The organism is Jeotgalicoccus sp. WY2, assembly GCF_018437745.1.
GTDB lineage: Bacteria > Bacillota > Bacilli > Staphylococcales > Salinicoccaceae > Jeotgalicoccus > Jeotgalicoccus psychrophilus.
The window spans coordinates 138,213-156,142 of sequence record NZ_CP049818.1 but is presented as its reverse complement, the minus strand read 5'-3'; the positions used below and the strand labels follow the sequence as shown (position 1 = coordinate 156,142).

Annotated in this window: 21 protein-coding genes and 7 pseudogenes; 2 read left to right on the top strand and 26 right to left on the bottom strand. The window is 38.6% G+C overall.

Annotated elements, in window-relative coordinates:
• Positions 1-61: 61 nt before the first annotated feature.
• Positions 62-1,174 (bottom strand): annotated as a pseudogene (gene hemW, locus G4D76_RS00835) (radical SAM family heme chaperone HemW).
• Between the two features lie 54 nt (positions 1,175-1,228).
• Entirely contained in the window at positions 1,229-3,052 is a 1,824-nt protein-coding gene (gene lepA, locus G4D76_RS00830) for a translation elongation factor 4 (RefSeq protein ID WP_213810278.1), read from the bottom strand.
• Between the two features lie 162 nt (positions 3,053-3,214).
• On the opposite strand from lepA, the gene rpsT reads away from it, so the two are divergent.
• A complete protein-coding gene (rpsT, locus tag G4D76_RS00825) occupies positions 3,215-3,460 on the top strand; it encodes a 30S ribosomal protein S20 (protein ID WP_026858195.1) in 246 nt (81 codons plus the stop codon).
• 41 nt (positions 3,461-3,501) lie between these two features.
• On the opposite strand, the pseudogene holA reads toward rpsT, so the two are convergent.
• Positions 3,502-4,463 (bottom strand): annotated as a pseudogene (holA, locus tag G4D76_RS00820) (DNA polymerase III subunit delta).
• An 88-nt stretch (positions 4,464-4,551) separates the two neighbouring features.
• Here holA and G4D76_RS00815 point away from each other — a divergent pair.
• A complete protein-coding gene (locus G4D76_RS00815; protein ID WP_084135646.1) occupies positions 4,552-4,686 on the top strand; it encodes a YqzM family protein in 135 nt (44 codons plus the stop codon).
• Positions 4,687-4,698: 12 nt separating this feature from the next.
• Here the strand turns inward: G4D76_RS00815 and G4D76_RS00810 are convergent, their stop codons facing one another.
• The 23 genes and pseudogenes from G4D76_RS00810 to G4D76_RS00710 form a co-directional block, all read right to left on the bottom strand.
• Positions 4,699-5,259: a ComEC/Rec2 family competence protein gene (locus G4D76_RS00810; protein ID WP_213810277.1), complete on the bottom strand. Its 561-nt coding sequence runs from the start codon at positions 5,257-5,259 to the stop codon at positions 4,699-4,701.
• Positions 5,256-5,573, bottom strand: coding sequence for a ComEC/Rec2 family competence protein (locus tag G4D76_RS00805; RefSeq protein ID WP_213810276.1), 318 nt, complete (start codon positions 5,571-5,573; stop codon positions 5,256-5,258). The genes G4D76_RS00810 and G4D76_RS00805 overlap by 4 nt, the downstream gene beginning before the upstream one ends.
• Positions 5,574-5,632: 59 nt before the next feature.
• Positions 5,633-6,429, bottom strand: a pseudogene (locus G4D76_RS00800) (ComEC/Rec2 family competence protein).
• 516 nt (positions 6,430-6,945) lie between these two features.
• Positions 6,946-7,407, bottom strand: a pseudogene (locus G4D76_RS00795) (ComE operon protein 2).
• 9 nt (positions 7,408-7,416) lie between these two features.
• Positions 7,417-7,704, bottom strand: a complete 288-nt coding sequence (locus G4D76_RS16455) for a ComEA family DNA-binding protein (RefSeq protein ID WP_371814533.1) — start codon at positions 7,702-7,704, stop codon at positions 7,417-7,419.
• A complete protein-coding gene (locus tag G4D76_RS00790) occupies positions 7,596-8,039 on the bottom strand; it encodes a hypothetical protein (protein WP_250130067.1) in 444 nt (147 codons plus the stop codon). Before G4D76_RS00790 ends, G4D76_RS16455 begins: the two co-directional genes overlap by 109 nt.
• A 106-nt stretch (positions 8,040-8,145) precedes the next feature.
• Positions 8,146-8,865: a class I SAM-dependent DNA methyltransferase gene (locus tag G4D76_RS00785; protein ID WP_213810275.1), complete on the bottom strand. Its 720-nt coding sequence runs from the start codon at positions 8,863-8,865 to the stop codon at positions 8,146-8,148.
• A pseudogene (gene rsfS, locus G4D76_RS00780) lies at positions 8,855-9,165 on the bottom strand (ribosome silencing factor). The gene G4D76_RS00785 and the pseudogene rsfS overlap by 11 nt, the downstream one beginning before the upstream one ends.
• Positions 9,166-9,196: 31 nt before the next feature.
• The gene (gene yqeK, locus G4D76_RS00775) at positions 9,197-9,766 is read right to left on the bottom strand and encodes a bis(5'-nucleosyl)-tetraphosphatase (symmetrical) YqeK (RefSeq protein WP_026858202.1); all 570 of its coding nucleotides are present in this window, start codon (positions 9,764-9,766) and stop codon (positions 9,197-9,199) included.
• Complete coding sequence (gene nadD / locus G4D76_RS00770; RefSeq protein WP_213810274.1) at positions 9,756-10,319, bottom strand: nicotinate (nicotinamide) nucleotide adenylyltransferase; 564 nt, start codon at positions 10,317-10,319, stop codon at positions 9,756-9,758. The genes yqeK and nadD overlap by 11 nt, the downstream gene beginning before the upstream one ends.
• Positions 10,316-10,609 (bottom strand): ribosome assembly RNA-binding protein YhbY, encoded by a 294-nt coding sequence (yhbY, locus tag G4D76_RS00765; protein ID WP_026858204.1) that lies wholly within the window; start codon positions 10,607-10,609, stop codon positions 10,316-10,318. The genes nadD and yhbY overlap by 4 nt, the downstream gene beginning before the upstream one ends.
• A complete protein-coding gene (locus tag G4D76_RS14055) occupies positions 10,606-11,010 on the bottom strand; it encodes a hypothetical protein (RefSeq protein WP_250130066.1) in 405 nt (134 codons plus the stop codon). The genes yhbY and G4D76_RS14055 overlap by 4 nt, the downstream gene beginning before the upstream one ends.
• 47 nt (positions 11,011-11,057) lie before the next feature.
• Complete coding sequence (locus G4D76_RS14050) at positions 11,058-11,399, bottom strand: shikimate dehydrogenase family protein (RefSeq protein ID WP_250130065.1); 342 nt, start codon at positions 11,397-11,399, stop codon at positions 11,058-11,060.
• Between the two features lie 2 nt (positions 11,400-11,401).
• A complete protein-coding gene (gene yqeH / locus G4D76_RS00755) occupies positions 11,402-12,469 on the bottom strand; it encodes a ribosome biogenesis GTPase YqeH (protein ID WP_250130064.1) in 1,068 nt (355 codons plus the stop codon).
• Between the two features lie 103 nt (positions 12,470-12,572).
• Complete coding sequence (locus G4D76_RS14045; RefSeq protein WP_250130260.1) at positions 12,573-12,662, bottom strand: hypothetical protein; 90 nt, start codon at positions 12,660-12,662, stop codon at positions 12,573-12,575.
• Between the two features lie 540 nt (positions 12,663-13,202).
• Positions 13,203-13,869: pseudogene (locus G4D76_RS00745) on the bottom strand (5'-methylthioadenosine/adenosylhomocysteine nucleosidase).
• A gap of 25 nt (positions 13,870-13,894) precedes the next feature.
• Complete coding sequence (greA, locus tag G4D76_RS00740; protein WP_026858209.1) at positions 13,895-14,368, bottom strand: transcription elongation factor GreA; 474 nt, start codon at positions 14,366-14,368, stop codon at positions 13,895-13,897.
• Between the two features lie 37 nt (positions 14,369-14,405).
• Positions 14,406-15,025 (bottom strand): annotated as a pseudogene (udk, locus tag G4D76_RS00735) (uridine kinase).
• A gap of 14 nt (positions 15,026-15,039) precedes the next feature.
• Positions 15,040-15,648, bottom strand: a complete 609-nt coding sequence (locus tag G4D76_RS00730; protein WP_213810272.1) for an O-methyltransferase — start codon at positions 15,646-15,648, stop codon at positions 15,040-15,042.
• Positions 15,649-15,761: 113 nt separating this feature from the next.
• On the bottom strand, positions 15,762-16,877 hold the full coding sequence (gene mltG / locus G4D76_RS00725; RefSeq protein ID WP_213810271.1) for an endolytic transglycosylase MltG: 1,116 nt from the start codon (positions 16,875-16,877) through the stop codon (positions 15,762-15,764).
• A gap of 57 nt (positions 16,878-16,934) precedes the next feature.
• Positions 16,935-17,240 carry a DUF1292 domain-containing protein gene (locus G4D76_RS00720; protein ID WP_026858213.1) on the bottom strand — a complete coding sequence of 102 codons (306 nt, stop codon included), beginning with the start codon at positions 17,238-17,240 and terminating at the stop codon, positions 16,935-16,937.
• Between the two features lie 2 nt (positions 17,241-17,242).
• Entirely contained in the window at positions 17,243-17,674 is a 432-nt protein-coding gene (ruvX, locus tag G4D76_RS00715) for a Holliday junction resolvase RuvX (protein WP_026858214.1), read from the bottom strand.
• The gene (locus tag G4D76_RS00710; protein ID WP_213810270.1) at positions 17,667-17,930 is read right to left on the bottom strand and encodes an IreB family regulatory phosphoprotein; all 264 of its coding nucleotides are present in this window, start codon (positions 17,928-17,930) and stop codon (positions 17,667-17,669) included. Before G4D76_RS00710 ends, ruvX begins: the two co-directional genes overlap by 8 nt.

Below are 17,930 nucleotides of genomic sequence, written 5' to 3'. Positions count from 1 at the left end.
TGCTAATAACAATTTATCAAATAGGTCAAAGAATGTCAACAATTAACCCCATTTTAATTTCTTATAGTAAAAACTCGACGAAAACATCATTGCCGATCATACGCCCGGCTTCAGTTAAAGATATATAGCCATTCTTTCTCGTGAGCAGTTTTTTCTCTACCAGACGCTTAAGTACATCGCCGTAAACAGCATCGACCGGCACGCTGTATTTTTCTAAAAAGCGTGCTTCACTGACACCTTTATTTATACGCAGTCCTAAAAACATTTCTTCTTCGAACTTATCATTTTGAGTCAGCAGCAGTTTTTCTTTTACGACCGAGCCGTGTTCGTTCATATTATTAATATAATGATTAACAGGTTTGATATTGTAATATCTTTCGTCTCCGGTGTAGCCGTGACTGCCGGCACCTGCACCGATATACGGTTCGTTCAACCAGTATGTTTTGTTATGCATCGATTCGTATTCAGCTTTGGCAAAGTTCGATATCTCATATTGCGGGTAGCCGAGTGCATCCAGACCTGAGATGACTTTATCGTACTTTTCACCTTCTTCAAGACCACCTGCGATCGTCATCTTGCCTTGCTTAATTTTATTATAAAACACAGTATGCGGCTAGATAATGAGTGAGTACCACGAAATGTGTTTCGGCTTCAGTTCGTTTACGTATTTTAAACTCATATCGATATCTTCAAATGTTTCACCCGGAAGATTGTACATTAGATCAAGCGAGTAATTCGTCAGGCCAATTTTCTCCAGATGGTTAACACTTTTAAAAATATCATCAAAGTTATGCGTACGGCCGAGAACTTTTAACAAGTCATTATTAAACGTCTGCACGCCGAGACTGATACGATTCACACCGTAGTTGTTCAGTACATCGAGTTTTTCAGTCGTCAGTTCATCCGGATTTGCTTCAAACGTGAATTCATCCGTGACGGTAAAATGCTGCGTTATGAACTTTAACAGCCTGTCCAGCTGGCTGACTGTCAGAGCCGTCGGTGTTCCGCCGCCGACGTAGATCGTTTTAAGGGTCTCTTTACCGTAAGTTTTCAATTCGTTTATGAGCGCACTAATATAATCATCCACTGGCTGATTTTTAATCAGTACTTTGTTGAAATCGCAATAAGTGCAGATGCGATTGCAAAATGGGATATGGACATACATGCTATCCATTAAATTCCTCCTAAAATTAGAGGAGAAATCAAATGATTTCTCCTCTTGGTGTTGTTAATCTTCATCCATTTTTAGTACGGCCAGGAAAGCTTCCTGAGGTATCTCTACGTTACCTACTGCTTTCATTTTCTTCTTACCTTCTTTTTGTTTCTCTAAAAGTTTCTTCTTACGTGTTATATCTCCACCGTAACATTTCGACAATACGTTTTTACCCATAGATTTAATGTTCGTACGGGATACAATTTTCTGGCCGATTGCTGCTTGAATCGGCACTTCAAACTGCTGCCTCGGGATAATTTTTTTCAGCTTGTCAACGATTGCCTTACCACGGTCATAAGCAAAGTCCTTATGGACGATAAAGCTGAGTGCATCCACTTTTTCAGCATTCAGCAGAATATCCATCTTCACAAGCTTGGATTCTTTATAGCCGATAAAGTCATAATCAAGTGACGCGTAGCCCTTAGTATGTGATTTAAGCTGATCAAAGAAGTCGAATACTATTTCAGATAATGGAATTTCATAAATAATGTTTACGCGCACATCATCCAGATAATCCATCGTCATAAAATTACCGCGTTTTCGCTGACACAGTTCCATTACAGCTCCAACGTAATCGTTTGGCACCATAATTTGTGCTATAACGTACGGCTCTTCTATGCGTTCAGTTTTTTGCGGATCCGGCATCTGTGCCGGGTTATCTACTCTGATTGTGCTGCCGTCTGTTAAGTCAACACTGTAAATCACTGAAGGTGCTGTAGCGATTAAATCGATACCGAATTCTCTTTCGATACGTTCCTGAACAATTTCCATATGCAAAAGGCCTAAGAATCCTGTACGGAAACCAAACCCTAATGCTTGTGATGTTTCAGGTTCGTACTGAAGTGATGAGTCATTTAACTCCAGTTTTTCAAGCGCTTCACGTAAATCGTTATACTTTGAAGAATCGATCGGATACATTCCGCAGAATACCATCGGGTTCATCTTTTTGTAACCCTGCAGCGCTACTTCAGCCGGATTTTCTGCACCGGTTATCGTGTCACCAACCATTGAATCTCCAACTTTTTTAATCGATGCAGAAATATAACCTACATCTCCAACTGTTAATTCATCAACAGCAAGCTGTTTCGGAGTGTTGATACCAACTTCGTTAACTTCGAACTCCTTGCCTGACGACATCATGCGGATTTTATCGCCGGCTTTAACTGTTCCGTCGACAATTCTAATCGATGAAATTACGCCGCGGTACGGGTCGAAAACAGAGTCGAAAATAAGGGCTTTTAACGGCGCTTGTGGATCGCCGTCCGGTGCTGGAACATCTTTAACGATACGTTCAAGAATTGCTTCGATACCGATATTTGCTTTTGCTGATGCGTAAATTGCATCTTCTTTCGGCAGACCGATAACATCTTCTACTTCAGCTGCGACTCTGTCCGGGTCTGCAGCTGGCAGATCAATTTTGTTAATGACCGGAATAAGTTCCAGATCATTATCAAGTGCAAGATAGACGTTTGCGAGCGTCTGCGCTTCAATGCCCTGGGCTGCATCGACAACAAGTACTGCGCCTTCACATGCCGCAAGTGAGCGCGACACTTCATAAGTGAAATCGACGTGTCCGGGTGTATCTATTAAGTGGAAAGTATACTCTTCCCCGTCTTCAGCTGTATATTTTAAGCGGACAGCGTTCAGCTTTATAGTAATACCGCGTTCTCTTTCAATGTCCATTGAATCTAAAAGCTGCGCTTTCATATCCCGGCCTTCAACCGAGCGTGTGTTTTCCAGTAACCTATCAGCCAAAGATGACTTACCGTGATCTATATGAGCAATGATAGAGAAGTTCCTTATATTTTCCTGTCTTTTCAAACGTTCCATATTGTTCATTAAAAAATCCAACTCTCTTCATGTTTACAATGTTATAATTATATCAATGCATAGCACTAACTTCAATTCATTTCGGATTGATTATTGCATAATAAGCTTAGATTTGATAAAATATCTGTTGTTGCAATAAAAGTTGTACAACTTTATGTCGGAGGTGACATTATGCCAAACATTAAATCATCAATCAAACGTGTTAGAACTAGCGAAACTGCTCAAAGCCTTAACATCGCTCAGAAAAACGCTATGCGTACTGCAGTGAAACAAGCTGAAACTGCTAAGAGTGAAAATGCTGAGAACAAAGCTGAGTTAGTTTCTAAAGCTGTCAAACTTATTGACAAAGCTACTAAAAGTAACCAGGTTCATGCTAACAAAGCGAGCCGTCTTAAATCAAAATTAATGGCTAACTAATAAAAAAACCTTCTTTATGAAGGTTTTTTTTATTTTGCCTTTTATATTTCCAGTATAAATAATTCAAACAAAGCATTACGATCGAGATAACTTGATTTGAACTTGTAATCGATATCACGGCATATAACCATTTTCTGAAGCAATGCATCCAGCGGGTACTTTCTCGTGTGTCTCTGTGCAAGTTTAACTCTGTACGGATGGACTTTCAGTGTTTTCGCAATATTATCTTCTTGATACCCTTCTCCGTTTAAAATCTTCACCTGATAAGCAGTCTGAACTGTCCGATAACCAGATGAAGCAGTTTCATCGGCTCTTCCTTTTGTAAAATCAGTTCACGCACTAAATTAACAGCTTTCGTTTTTTCATTTTTTAAGATGAAATCCGTCAGCAGAAATACATTTTGTTCCAGAGATACACTGACTGCACTTTCGACGTCCTCTACTGTAATATTCCCGTCAGCATAAAGAACTAATTTCATTACTTCATTATGTACAGACTCATACTTATAACTGGTTTTTTCAAGCAGCAGATTCAGTGCATCAGTAGAAATTTCAATATCGTTACGGTCCAGCACCGTACGGACATAGTTCGTTAATTCCTGTTCGTTCATCTCGTTAATCTCTATCTGTTTACCGCGCTCTGTTATCATTTTTGTAATTTTTTTACGCTTATCGAGCTTCTCTGTAATAACAGTAAAAATAAGCAGCGTATCATCGCTTTTATTTTTAATATAATCAATCAGCAGATCAATATTATGATTCACAGCTGTTCCTGATTTCTGAGCGGTAAACAAAATCGCTTCTTCAACGACGATGACTTTTCTGTCAGCAAGAAAAGGCAGGGTTTGTGCTTCCTCGACAATCTGCTCAACAGTCGTATCTTTAAAATTAATTTTTGTATAGTTAAAATCGTCTAGTGTTCCGACGTATTCTTTGGCAATACTTTTTATTTTATCTTCTATGCGGATAATATTAGTGCCATACAGAAGCTGCAGCAATTCCATAAATAATCTCCTTAATGTTTATAAATCTATTATAGCTTTTTATTTAAAATTAGCCTATACTGTAACTAAGTGTTTAGGGGGTAATTATATGAATAAGTTTGAGAAAAATGTTCAGTCAAAAAACAATGACGTTATTGACGCAGGTCTTGCTTTCATAGTTGGATTCGTGGCACTTGCTGTAATTTATATTATTCCACAAGTATTCGCTATCGTTGCAGGATAATCGACAGAATCATCAGGGCCGGCTCTCCGGCTCTTTTTTTATGTCTTTTTTCAGACACTCTTCACCGTACTCACTAAATTTTGCACGGATACATATTGTATCATGATTTATTTTAAACTCCACCATTCCCTTAGCATTTGTACTGATAATTCTGCTCGGCTCCAATGTCTCAACTACACTGTCATGAGGATGACCGTAACGGTTATTCACCCCGGCTGATATCAATGAGATTTCAGGGCTTACTTCATCAATAAAACGTTCACCGCTCGACGTATCACTGCCGTGATGCCCTACTTTTAAAATATCACTTTTTAAATTATACAATGACATCAATTCCTCTTCAGTCCGAAGACCAGCATCACCTGTAAATAAAATACTGAAGTGGTTTAGATGCGCTTTTAAGACGACGGATTGTTCGTTCGAGTCCAAAGGTTCACTCTCATGTAAAAAGTTTTCAAAATGAATATCTCCGACACTGAATTCAGAAAATCGGCGGCTGTCGATAATTAAAGACTGCTGCTCGGGACTCAGCTGCATCACCCACTCATTAAATTTAATATCCTGTGTATTCATAATATATTCCCAACTTCTTTCTTCTCAAGAATATTAATCACTTCCCCGCTGTGATCAAGATCCAGATGACTGATTATAAGCAGGTCGATAAAATCTATGCCCTGCTCTTTTAAATAAGGCAGCAGTGTTTTATCGCTTAGATTAATAGTGCTGTCATCATGCTTATAGGCACCGCCTGTATCAATCAGAACAGTTTTATAGTTTTTGTGGTCCTGTATAACAAATGCATCTCCCTGGCCGACATCAACCATTGTGAGCGTAAATTCTGTATTTAAGTGCTGATGATTAACGACGAGTACAGTAATGAAAATCATAATACAGACTATTATCTTCTTTGCTTTAAACTGTAAAACATTTACCGTCAGCCGGTAAGTTAAAAACAGCAGAATGATAATAGTGGTTCCGGATAAGTTTTAACAGATATTCGATGTTTAAATGCATCTGAAATTAAATAAATACAGCTTTTCATCAGCGAAAACAGCAAATGATAAAGTTCATTTATAGTCGGCGGAAAATGTAAAAATATAAGCAGGTTAAAAATTATTACGCTCGGAAAGATAATAAATGAAAATACGGGTACGAAAACTATATTCGAGATCAGACCGCTGATGCTGATTTCATTAAAGTGGATTAACACTATTACGAGTGTCGACAGTTCGCTGATGACTGTAATCAGTACAAGCTGAATAATACTGCTATAGTGCATAAACAAAGGACGTGTCAGCAGGATAAAGTATGTAGTGACATATGACAGCTGAAATCCGGCATGATAAATCACATATGGATTAATGAGAATTTGAATAAGTGCACTTAAGGAAATAATTGCGAGATACGGTTTTTTCTTAAAAAGGAGCAGACCAGAAGCAATACACCCATAAAAACTGCACGGAGCACACTTGGAGAAAAGAAATTTAGAAACAGGAAAAATATCAGTGAAATTATTATAATAATTTTGATTATATTTAACGGCAGTCGGAAATATTTTAAAACACCAAAAATAACCCCACTTAAAAATGCAACGTGAGTACCGGAAATTACGTATAGATGATATATACCAAGTTTTTGCAGTGAATCAAAAAAATCCGGACTGATATAATTTTTATTGCCGATTGACAGTGTTAATATATCGAATTTGTAATCGTACACTGAAGCATTCAGTACTTTTGACATATATGCATGCCTGATATTGCTGAACTTCTGACTGTAAGTTAAACTGCCTGGTTCACATTCAAGCTCAGCAGTATCATTTAAATATATTCTGCCGGCGAGTTCATTAATCTTTAAAGACTCGTGAGCATTCTTTTTAATAAAGTTCCGCTGTTCCTGTGGTATCGTGACCTGCATACGGCCTCTGCATGTACTGCCGATATCAAGACGGGCATTTCCCGCACCGTCATACAGCTCGTAAGTTCTGCCGTTATTACTGACTATATAATGGAGACTGTCGGTGTAATACTTATAGTCCTCGATAACAACATCAGTCAGTATATGCTCATCGAGAACAATATCTTCGTTAAAATAAGTGAGTGCAGAGGCAGCTGCTGTTAAAGTCAGTACAGATTTAAATAACAGACTCCCCCCTTTTAAATGACAGCTGTACAGTAAAATTGCAAAAAAATAAGCCCAGTAATGGGCTTTTAATTATTGTACATCCGGCAATAATTGATATAAAAAGATAAAATAATATCATTTTATTGACTCGAAATACGTATTCAGCTTTTGATTGTCAAGCTCGATCAGTTCATAATGCACATTGTTTTTTATTTAACAATTCAATTGCGTAAGGATGATTTTTATAATCGGTACGGTAATATATATTTTAATGCCTGCCTGAATCAGTGATTTGGTACAGTTTACACATGGAAAATGAGTAACATATACGGACGCGCCTTCTGTTGAGACACCAAATTTAGAACATTGAAGAAGTCCATTAATTTCTGCGTGAATGGTTCTGATGCAATGACCGTCTTCCACATAGCATCCTTCATCCACACAATGGACTTCACCGGAAACGGAACCATTGTATCCACCTGCGATAATCCGATTATCTTTTACGATAGTTGCACCGACGCTCAATCGCTCACATGTTGAACGGAGCGACAGCAGCATTGCCTGTGCCATAAAATATTCATGCCAATTTATACGCATAAAGTCACCTCAGTTTATAGTGATATACGGCTTCAGATTTTCAAATGTTTTGTCACCAATGCCGGGTATATTTTTTAAATCTTCAAGTGTGGCGAATAAGCCCTGTTCTTCGCGGTAAGTTAAAATTGCCTGCGCTTTTTTCTCGCCGATACCGTTTAGAGTCGTCAATTCGTCTATGCCTGCCGTATTTATATTAACCAGTTGATCGGAAGCATCAGATGTCCCTGTTCCGCCTTCAACCAAATCCAGTACAGCAGTCTCATCAATTTCGCCTTCATAAGGAATATAAATAACCATTTCATCAGTAATTTTGCGGATTGGTTCACCGTCATTAAATCCGCTTTATCAGACAGCACTGCAATATCGAGTACATTTTTAACTCTCGCGTCTGACGGCAGTTCATATACTCCCGGAGTGCTGACTGCACCTTTTACTTCAACGAATACAGTGGCAGCAGGAACTGACACCTCAACAGGCTCTTCGACTTCAGGTTCCGCAGATCCGCTGTCAAATGCCAGTGACTCTACAGGCTCCTGTATACTCGTGATTAAAAAGTACACAAGAATAATAACAGCAGCAATGCCTCCAATTACATAAAACTTATACTGTTCAAAAAAAGATTTAATATCCATCGTTTTCCCCTCCATATAAAATACCTCTCATACTATATATAGGGAAAAACGGCGATTTATTTTTTTTTCGTACAAGTTAATTTATAAACCTGCATAAATGCAAAAATCATTTCTTTAAAATGTAAAAGTTTCTTTCAGCTACTTCAGTAATAACATTAGTGGTATCAAAGTCACTGAATGTTTTATCGATAATAAAACCTGCATCATTCACTATTTTTAAAATTTCACTGTGTTTATATGTCTGCTGATAGTGAGTTTCTTCGTACTTTTCATATAAATTTTCATGATTTCTAATGAAAAATGTCAATTCATGCCAAACGCTGAGCGCTTCTTCACCCGGAACTGTCTGCCATGTGTAAAAACATCGTCTGTACTGTCCGAATAACTCAAAATTAAAATCATTCTGCATTTTATGTTCTGTATGCACATCAAAAATAAACACGCCGCCCTCATTTAAATGAGCATAAACATTTTCAAGCACAGTAGTAAAATCTTTCTTTGAAGGTGCATAATTCAGTACGTCAGCTGTTGCTGTAATCATATCAAACGATTCATCCAGCTTCATAGTCATCATATCACTGACTTTGTATTCGCTCGAGGCATCATTTTCTTTGGCAATCTTCACCATTTCCAGCGAGTTATCAATGCCGAGTTTTCTCTTTGCACTAAGTGCTTTTAAAATCTCACCGGTACCTGCACCAATGTCTAAAATCGACTCTGCACCCGCTTTTACTTCATTAATAATATCGAGCCACAAATTATACGGCATATCATAGTTTAATATATCGTATACTTTGGCGAATGTTTTGTATTCGCTAGCCTCCAATAGTATCACCGGAATCTTTAAATAAACGCTCTAAATTATAATATTCGCGTTCTGTTTTCAAGAATATATGAACGATAACGTCGCCGACATCACAAAGAATCCATTTACCCTGTTTTTGTCCTTCGATATTGATATCGAGTCCATTTTTATGAGCTACTGATCTGACTTCGTCACTGATTGCTTGTGCCTGACGTTCTGAATTACCGTGGCAATAACAAAATAGTCCGTCACCGGGCTCGTTTCTTTTACATCATATACTTTAATTTCAGCAGCACGCTTATCGTCACATGCCTCAACCATTAATTCCAATACTTCTTTACTTTGCATCCTGTCACTCCCTGGCCATATTATAATAATTTAGACATTCAATTGTCTTATAGTAAATCGTCTGATCTTTATTCAGCAAATGTTTCACATTTGCTTTTGTAATTGTATAAATTGCTAAATCCAGATTCTGCTCTTTAAACACAATATCACGTACAGCGTCGACACCCGGCTGAGTGCGTTTAGGCTCGATGTAGTCTGCAACGAAAATAATCTTTTCGATGATGCCCATCTGTTTTCGGCCGGATGTGTGGTAAGCAATTGCATTTAAAATCTCTTCATCTGTAATGTCAAACTTATTCTTCATTTTAGCCGCTGCAATTGGACCATGCAGGACTTCAGTTTTATACTGGAGCAGCTCAGGATCGAGATTCTCTGCAGTTACCGTCTGATACATTTTACTCAGTTCATCGTATTTCGAATAATCATGCAGAATACCGGCTAAAAAACATTTTTCTGCATCTGCGTTAAATATTTCAGCCATTTTTACAGCTGTTTCAGCAACGCGCTGACAATGGTTAAATCTTTTTTTCGGCAATTTTTCTGCTGCAACTTTCAGTGCTTTTTTACGTTTCATATAATCGCTGCTCCTTAATGTATCCGTACACATTCTCATGCATTAAGTGCCTGACTTCAGTATTTGTTTTTAAACGCTCTCTTATAAGCGTCGATGAAACCTCAACGATATTAGTATTTAATTTAATAAACGGAGCTTTAACATTATATAATTCATCATTACGGTCCAATACTACAAATTTTGCAAGTTCATGTAATTTGTCAGCATTCGCCCATTTATCGAATGATTTATAATGATCTGTTCCGATAATAAAATACAATTCATCGCCGGGATATTTTTCATGCAAATACTTCAGTGTGTCAAAAGTATACGTTACCTGATGCTGATCGATTTCAAATGTGTCTATCTCAGCGAAATCGTAATCTTTTACTGCGAGTTTTAACATATTTAAACGATGTCTGTCACTGGAACCTGTCTGTTTTTTGAACGGTGAAATAAAGGTCGGCACAACGATGACCTTATCCAGTTCCATGCCGATATAAGTTTCCGCGAATGCATTAATATGACCGTTATGAACCGGGTCAAATGTTCCGCCGAATACACCTATTTTCATGGCAGTTTAATTTCTTTGTTATCCTTTGATTCTCTGTAAAGTACAATTGTGCTGCCCATTACTTGTACAAGTTCAGATCCTGTACCTGCCACAAGTCTTTCAACAATTGAATCTTTATCTTCCATGCAGTTTTGCAAAACAGACACTTTCACCAATTCACGTTTTTCAAGAACATCATCAAACTGTTCTACAAAATTTTCTGTAACACCATTCTTACCTACTTGAAAAAGCGGCTTTTCATGGTGTGCTAATGAACGCAAATAGCGTTTCTGTTTACCTGTTAATGTCATTTTATTTCCTCCATATATCGTTGCAGTGCATCCTGCACCGCTTTATTGCTGCCTGTTTTGGCAGTCCAGATTTCAAATGCATCGAGTGCCTGATTAATCAGCATCTCAAGCCCATTCGCATTATTTTTAAAATAGTTCATAAATGGTGTTACCGCCGGATTATAAATTAAATCCATGCCTGCAGTATCTTCTGTTATAAACGACGTATCAAGCTGCATCATTTCAAACACATCTTCACCGAGTCCGAGCGGTGTTGCATTTATGACCGCATCGTATGATTCGCCGGTAAACTCCGTATTTAAAAGTCTGTTAAAGTCGGCTGTCTTAAATGAGTCAAAACTTTCGGCTCTTCTCGCCATCACTGTCACTTCATCATTGTTATCCGCATGTGCACGGTGCACAGCTTTCGCAGCACCGCCTGCACCAAGTATAAGAACATGTCGTTTTTTTAGTCCGAACGCATCGTTAAAGCTTTCATATAACCGGTAATATCAGTATTGTATCCGTGATACTTGCCATTTTTAACATGGACTGTATTTACTGCTCCAATTTTCTCTGCTGCGGGTGCAATATAGTCCAGATACTTCATGATATTTTCTTTATGAGGCACAGTAACATTGAAGCCTGATAAATTATGTTCATTTACCAAAGTTTTAATATTAGCAAGTGACTCAGGTTTTATTTCAAGCGCCTTGTAATCAGCATAGATATTTAACACTTTAAAGTTTGCATTATGAATGACTGGTGACAGTGTGTGTTTAACAGGATAGCCGATTACTGCATAGTTCATCTTTACTGCACTCCTTTAAAAATAGTCGAACGTACAGTGACATTAACGCCTTTCGGTACAGTAACTGTAACGACGGACGGTTTTGCAACCGACACAAAAGTCAGTCCGCTGATTAAAATATCACTTGCATCGTCCAGCGTAAATTCATGGACATCAAAACTTGTGCTTAAATATGCTTCTTCAATTTCCGGCGGTGCAAGTAAACCATTGTAATGCTTATCATAAAATTCACCAGCATTAACAGTTTTCGTGCGGTGAACATTCAAATGGTGGTTGCAGTATACCGAAAAGCTGTTTGCTTCCCCTGAAATATAATCCACGCGTGCAAGATTTCCGATAAAGAGCGTCTGCTCACTTTTCAGCTGGAAAGTTTTCGCTTTGATTTCTTTATCAGGCGAAACATATTTTAAATCTTTTATTTTTACGTAGTGTGCAATTTGAGAATCAACGACAATTCCCGGAGTATCATACAGTGTCTGAGTATCTCCAAGAGGAATATCAATCATGCCGAGAGTCGTTCCAGGTATATTGCTCGTCGTAATAACATTTTTTAAGCCTGTGTTATCTTCAAGCAGCTTATTGATTAAAGTCGATTTGCCGACGTTAGTTGTGCCGACGATATACACATCTTTACCATTTGCCATTTCGCTAATTTTCTTCATCAGAGTATCCAGGTTACGGCCTTTTAATGCACTGATTGCAATCGTATCATTCGCTGTAATACCAGCATCTTTAAGCATTTTTTTAGCACGTTCCACTAAGCGGCTGACATTTGTCGATTTAGGGAATAAGTCTGTTTTGTTAATTACAGCCAGTACTTTTTTATCTCCGACAATACGGTTGAACGACGGAATAATACTGCCTTCGAAATCGAATACGTCGATTACTTTAACAATCAGGCTGTCTGTTTCGTAAAGTGAATTCAGCATCGTTAAAAAGTCTCCTGAATCCACGTTTAACTCCTGCACTTCGTTATAATGTCTTAAACGGTAGCAGCGCTGACAAATCGGCTCTTCTTTATCGAGTCCGGCTTGGAATATACCCTTCTTCGTTTTGTTTTCTGTTTGCAAGATGCTTCCGCTCCGACACATTTTATATCAGTCAAATTAATCCTCCCATGTAATCATGTTTTTCTTTTAAAGTACTTCATTATAACACGTTCTATTCTGCGGTTTAAGTAGGTCGCCCAGCCGTCCTTCTCTTCACAGGCACGACAAGAATACTGTTAATATTCACGCGGTTTGCGCCGAGGATGTCCGTCATCAGCTGATCGCCTACCATAACAGTGTTTGCTTTTTTTAGTACGAGATTTTAAGCCCCGGTGGAAATTGCCGAGCATTGGTTTTTTGCAGCAGAGATAACTTAATACCATGCGGTTCTGCAAACCTGCCACTCTGCTGTCATTGCCATTCGACAGAATAAGCAGTTTTATATTGAATCTTCCAATGTTTTAATCCATTTTAAAACATTGTCATCGGCTCAGCCTCATCAAATGCAACCAGTGTATTATCAAGATCGGTCATAACAGCTTTTATGTTATGCGCTTTTAAAAATTCAGGCGTAATGTCTTCATAACGATGAACCAAAGTGGCTTGGCATAAATTTATCTTCTATAATTTTCATAAAATCTCCTCGGAAATTAAATTCATATTAACACAAAAAAAGCACCTTAAAATTAAGGTGCGTTTTCTTTACTCGATTATTTCAGGATCTTCTGTGTCAGTTTCCGTAAATACAACGAAACCGATGACAACCGTTATTACAATTGAAAGGATCATTAAAAATAACATAGTAACCTCCACATCACAGTACTCTTAATAATGATTTTACAACTTCAGACGAATGAACACAAGCTTTCGCTAAAAATTCTTCATAATTCATGTCTGCTGATTCATTTGCCGAGTCGCTCATTGAACGGATAATGACAAATGGCGTGTTAAATTGCCAGCATGTCTGTGCAATACTCGCCGACTCCATATCGACACACATTGCATCCTGGAAGTTCCCTAGAATATGCTTTTTTAGCATCGCTGTCGATAAATGAATCACCGCTCACAACGAGACCGCTGCTGCCGTTAACTTCATCGTTTAAGGACAGCGCTGCAAGTGATTGTCTGACAAGCATGTCGTCACTTGTATATACTGCCGGCATACCAGGCACCTGGCCGTAGCTGTAGCCGAAGTTAGTTGCATCGACATCGTGATGCAGCACTTCAGTCGACACCACCATATCAGTTACCTTAAGGTTTTCACCCATCGCCCCCGCAACGCCGGTGTTAATCACGTAATCGATATCGTAACGCTCAAGAAGAAGTGCTGTAATAATACTTGCATTCACTTTACCGATACCGGATTGAACGAGTACAATGTTCTGTCCGTTTAAAGTACCTTTATATGCTGTTGTGTGTGCGATTCCTTCTTCTTTTTCCACGAGCATTGCATTTTTTAACAGTTCAACTTCCGGCTCCATAGCTCCAATGATGCCAATTGTGTAATTAGTCAATTTTAACAATCTTAACTTTCATATCGCTGCCGTTCGGTAAAGAAACTTTAACTTCGTCTTTAAGTTTAGAACCAAGCAGTGACTTAGCCATCGGAGATTCATTTGAAATTTTCCCTTCAAATGGATCGGCTTCTGCGCTTCCGACAATCTGGTAAGATTCTTCATCGCCGTCCGGAATTTCTTTGAATGTTACTGTTTTACCAAGTGCTACAGTTTTGTTATCCCCTGTGTCTTCGATAATTACAGCGTGTCTGATCATTTCTTCAATTTTCGTAATTTCTTTCTCAACGAAGCCCTGCTCGTCTTTCGCTGCATCGTACTCAGAGTTCTCTGAAAGGTCTCCGAAACTGCGTGCAACTTTAATTTTTTCTACTACATCAGGTCTTCTAACTGTTTTGTATTCTTCTAAATCTACGTGAAGCTGATCATAACCAGCTTGTGTCATTGGGTATTCTTTATTTTCCATCGTAAATCCTCCGTTATTTAAATTACTTCTTAATAATTTATTCGTTTACCAGCGTGCGTATCTTGGTTGTAATAATATCTATCGCAACCATATTTTCGCCGCCTTCCGGAATTATTATATCACTGAAGCGCTTTGTCGGCTCGATAAACTGCAGATGCATTGGGCGCACCACTGATAAATACTGTTCAATAACTGAATCCATCGAACGTCCGCGTTCTTTAATATCTCTGCTTAAGCGGCGTAAAATACGAATGTCAGAATCTGTATCGACATATAATTTTACGTCCATAAGATTTCTCAGTTCGTCATTTTCAAGGGCGAAAATACCTTCGATAATAATAACTTCTTTCGGCTCCACAGTGATTGTTTCACTGCTTCTTGTATGATTTGCATAATCGTACGTGGGAATATCTATCGTGTCACGATTTATCAATTGCTTAATATGTTCAATCAGTAAATCGTTATCAAAAGCGAATGGATGGTCGTAATTCGTCTGGAGACGTTCTTCCATCGTCTTATCACTTTGATCCTTATAATAATAATCCTGTTCGATTAAAACATACTGTGGCCTTTCAGTGATTCCATAATCTTTCTCGTCACTGATGTCTTACCTGAACCGGAACCTCCGGCTATACCGATAATTGTCGGTTTCTCCATTCTGTTACACACCCTTAGTAAATTACGAGCAAGCCGTCGCCGACATTTAAAAATGAAGTCGTATACTCGCTGTCTTTCATTGACTGATTAAACGTTCTGACTTTGTCGCGCAGTTTACGCTTATTTTTATTTTCGACATTGTCATTGGCAATAAGTCCGCGGACAAAAATATTATCGACAATAACTAAAGCATCTTCAGTTAAATATTCTTTATATTTATTAAAAAATAACTGATTATTCCCTTTTGAAGCATCGATAAAAAGAAAATCAAACTGAGCATTGCCAAGTTCAGCTTCTTTGGCATCCGCTAAAATCGTTTTAATATTATTACTGTAGTCACTCGCCTCAATATTCTGATTGGCAATATCATGGCTCGCTTCATCTTTTTCAATCGTCGTGACATGAACACCTTCCGCCGCACTCGCAAAATGCAGAGCACTGTAACCTATAGCGGTACCGATTTCAAGAATCTTTTTGACACCTTTAATTGCGATGTACTGTTTTACAACATTCAGTGCATCGCTGTCTATTATTGGTACGTGGTTATCAATAGCGTACCTGTGAATAGCAGGGAACAATTCTTCGTTCGTATTCAAATCTCTTACATAGTTTATAAGTTCCATCTAATCACCATATACAAAAAATACAACTGATAACAAAAGTTATCAGTTGTTCGTCCATTACAAAAGATAGTACCATATTTAGCACTTTTTGAAAAGAGCCGATTACTGGTTATCTATATATTTTCTCTGTTTGCCAGATGCTCATCATACGTTTCTGCAAAGTGATTCGTACCTTCACTGTCAGCAAGGAAATAGAAATAGTTAGTATCCGACGGATTCATCGTGCTTTGCAGTGATTCCTGCCCAGGTGATGCAATCGGCCCCGGTGTTAGTCCGACATTTAAATAAGTGTTATACGGATCTTCAACTTCCAGATCTTCAAACAAGACAACTTCCTGATGTTCGCCGAGTGCATACAGCACTGTCGGGTCAGTCTGCAGCGGCATTGCCGGATTCACAGACATACGGTTTAAAAATACACTTGCAATACGCGATCTGTCAGCGAGTGACGTTGCTTCCTCTTCAATAAGAGATGAGAATGTCAGGAACTCATGGAAAGTCAGGTCTACCGGCTCGCCTTCGTAATCGATAGTGTATTCAGGAATTGATGTGTAGAGACTATAGCTGTTCTGCTGTGTTGCATCCAGCATATTTCTAACCAGCTGTTTTAAATCAGGCTCTTCAGTCGTAATATCATATGTTGCAGGATATAAATAACCTTCAAGCGGATATTTAATATCCTCAGCTAAAATTTCATCCGTCAGCATATCAGGGTATTCACCAATCAGCTCCTGAATGAATTCTTCGTCCTCCATCAGGGTCATGAAATCATCCGCTGAAACAGGCAGGTTGCTTTCAAGCTGTGCAGATATTTCCTGCAGTGTGTAGCCTTCCGGGACTGTTACACGGTGCATCACTTCCTGATATATTGTACCGGATTCAAGTGTTCTTGCAATCTGTTCGAAGTCCATTGCAGGTGACATTTGGTAAGTCCCTGCCTGATAACTCGAAATACTGTTTAAACGCAAATATAATTCAAACATCGTACCATTTTTAACGATGCCCTGTTCTTCAAGAATATCTCCGATATCTCCGGCAGAGTATCCCTGATCAATTGACAGTTCGACTGTTTCTGTCGAATCTTCATCCACTGGCTGTAATCCGCCGCGTATGTATAAAAAGGCGGATATAATACCGATAATAATAACAATAAGTAATGCCAGGACGATGAACAGAGTAAGGTACGATGAAACATTTTTAGAAAATTTAACATCGTCGTATTTGCTCATATTGTTCTCCTATCTGAAAAAATAGCTTCCAATAAGTTATTGGAAGCTTAAATAATTTTACTCGTCGTAGTCATCCATCTGAGTGTTGACTACTTCTTCGATCATGTCCCATTCGTCGTCAGTCTCAACAGGCAGGAATTTACCGCCGTCTCCATTTTCGTCAGGTACATTAATCATCGGAATGAGTTCTATGTCTTCTTCGTCATCGCTGAAATTTCCTTCTTCAGCTAAAATAACGTAGTTTTTATCGAAATCCGGGTGATAAAATTCCAGCATTTTGCGGTAAAGTACTTCTGAACCGTCCTCATCATATAGTGTAAGCAGTTCTTCTTCTTTGTTAAATTCAGTGTTTTCTTCGCTCATAATTATGCTCCTTTGTGCGGGTTATCTAAGTACCCTTGTAATATAAATACTGCTGCCATCTTGTCGATAACCGCTTTTCTTTTCTTGCGTGATAAATCTGCTTCCAGCAGAGATCTTTCAGCTGCAACTGTGCTCAGCCGCTCGTCCCACAGAGTTATTTTAACATCTGTGAGTTCAAGCGCAAGTAATTTGACGAAATACTGGGATCGCTCCCCGCTTTCGCCGATTGAGTTATTCATGTTTTTCGGGAGTCCGACTACAATTGTATCGACTTCGTTAGCCTTTGCAATCTCGACTACCTGATCTATGCCGTAATCCCCGGCATGTGTATTGATTTTAAGCGTTGTAAGTCCTTGAGCTGTCCATCCCAGTGCATCGCTTAAAGCTACACCGATTGTTTTTGTACCTAAATCAAGCCCTAAAATTCTAACCATTTATCTCTTTGGAAACGTAGTTTTTAACTAGTACTTCCATTATTTCATCACGTTCAACGTGGCGAATCTGATTGCGGGCTTCATTATGACGCGGAATATAGGCTGGATCTCCGCTTTGAAGGTAACCGACGAGTTGATTAATAGGATTATAGCCGCGTTCTTCCAATGTGTTATAAACGTTAGTGAGTACTGCTTTTACGTTTTCTTCTTTACGTTCATCAACACTGAACTTCATTGTTTTATCGAACTGGTCCAC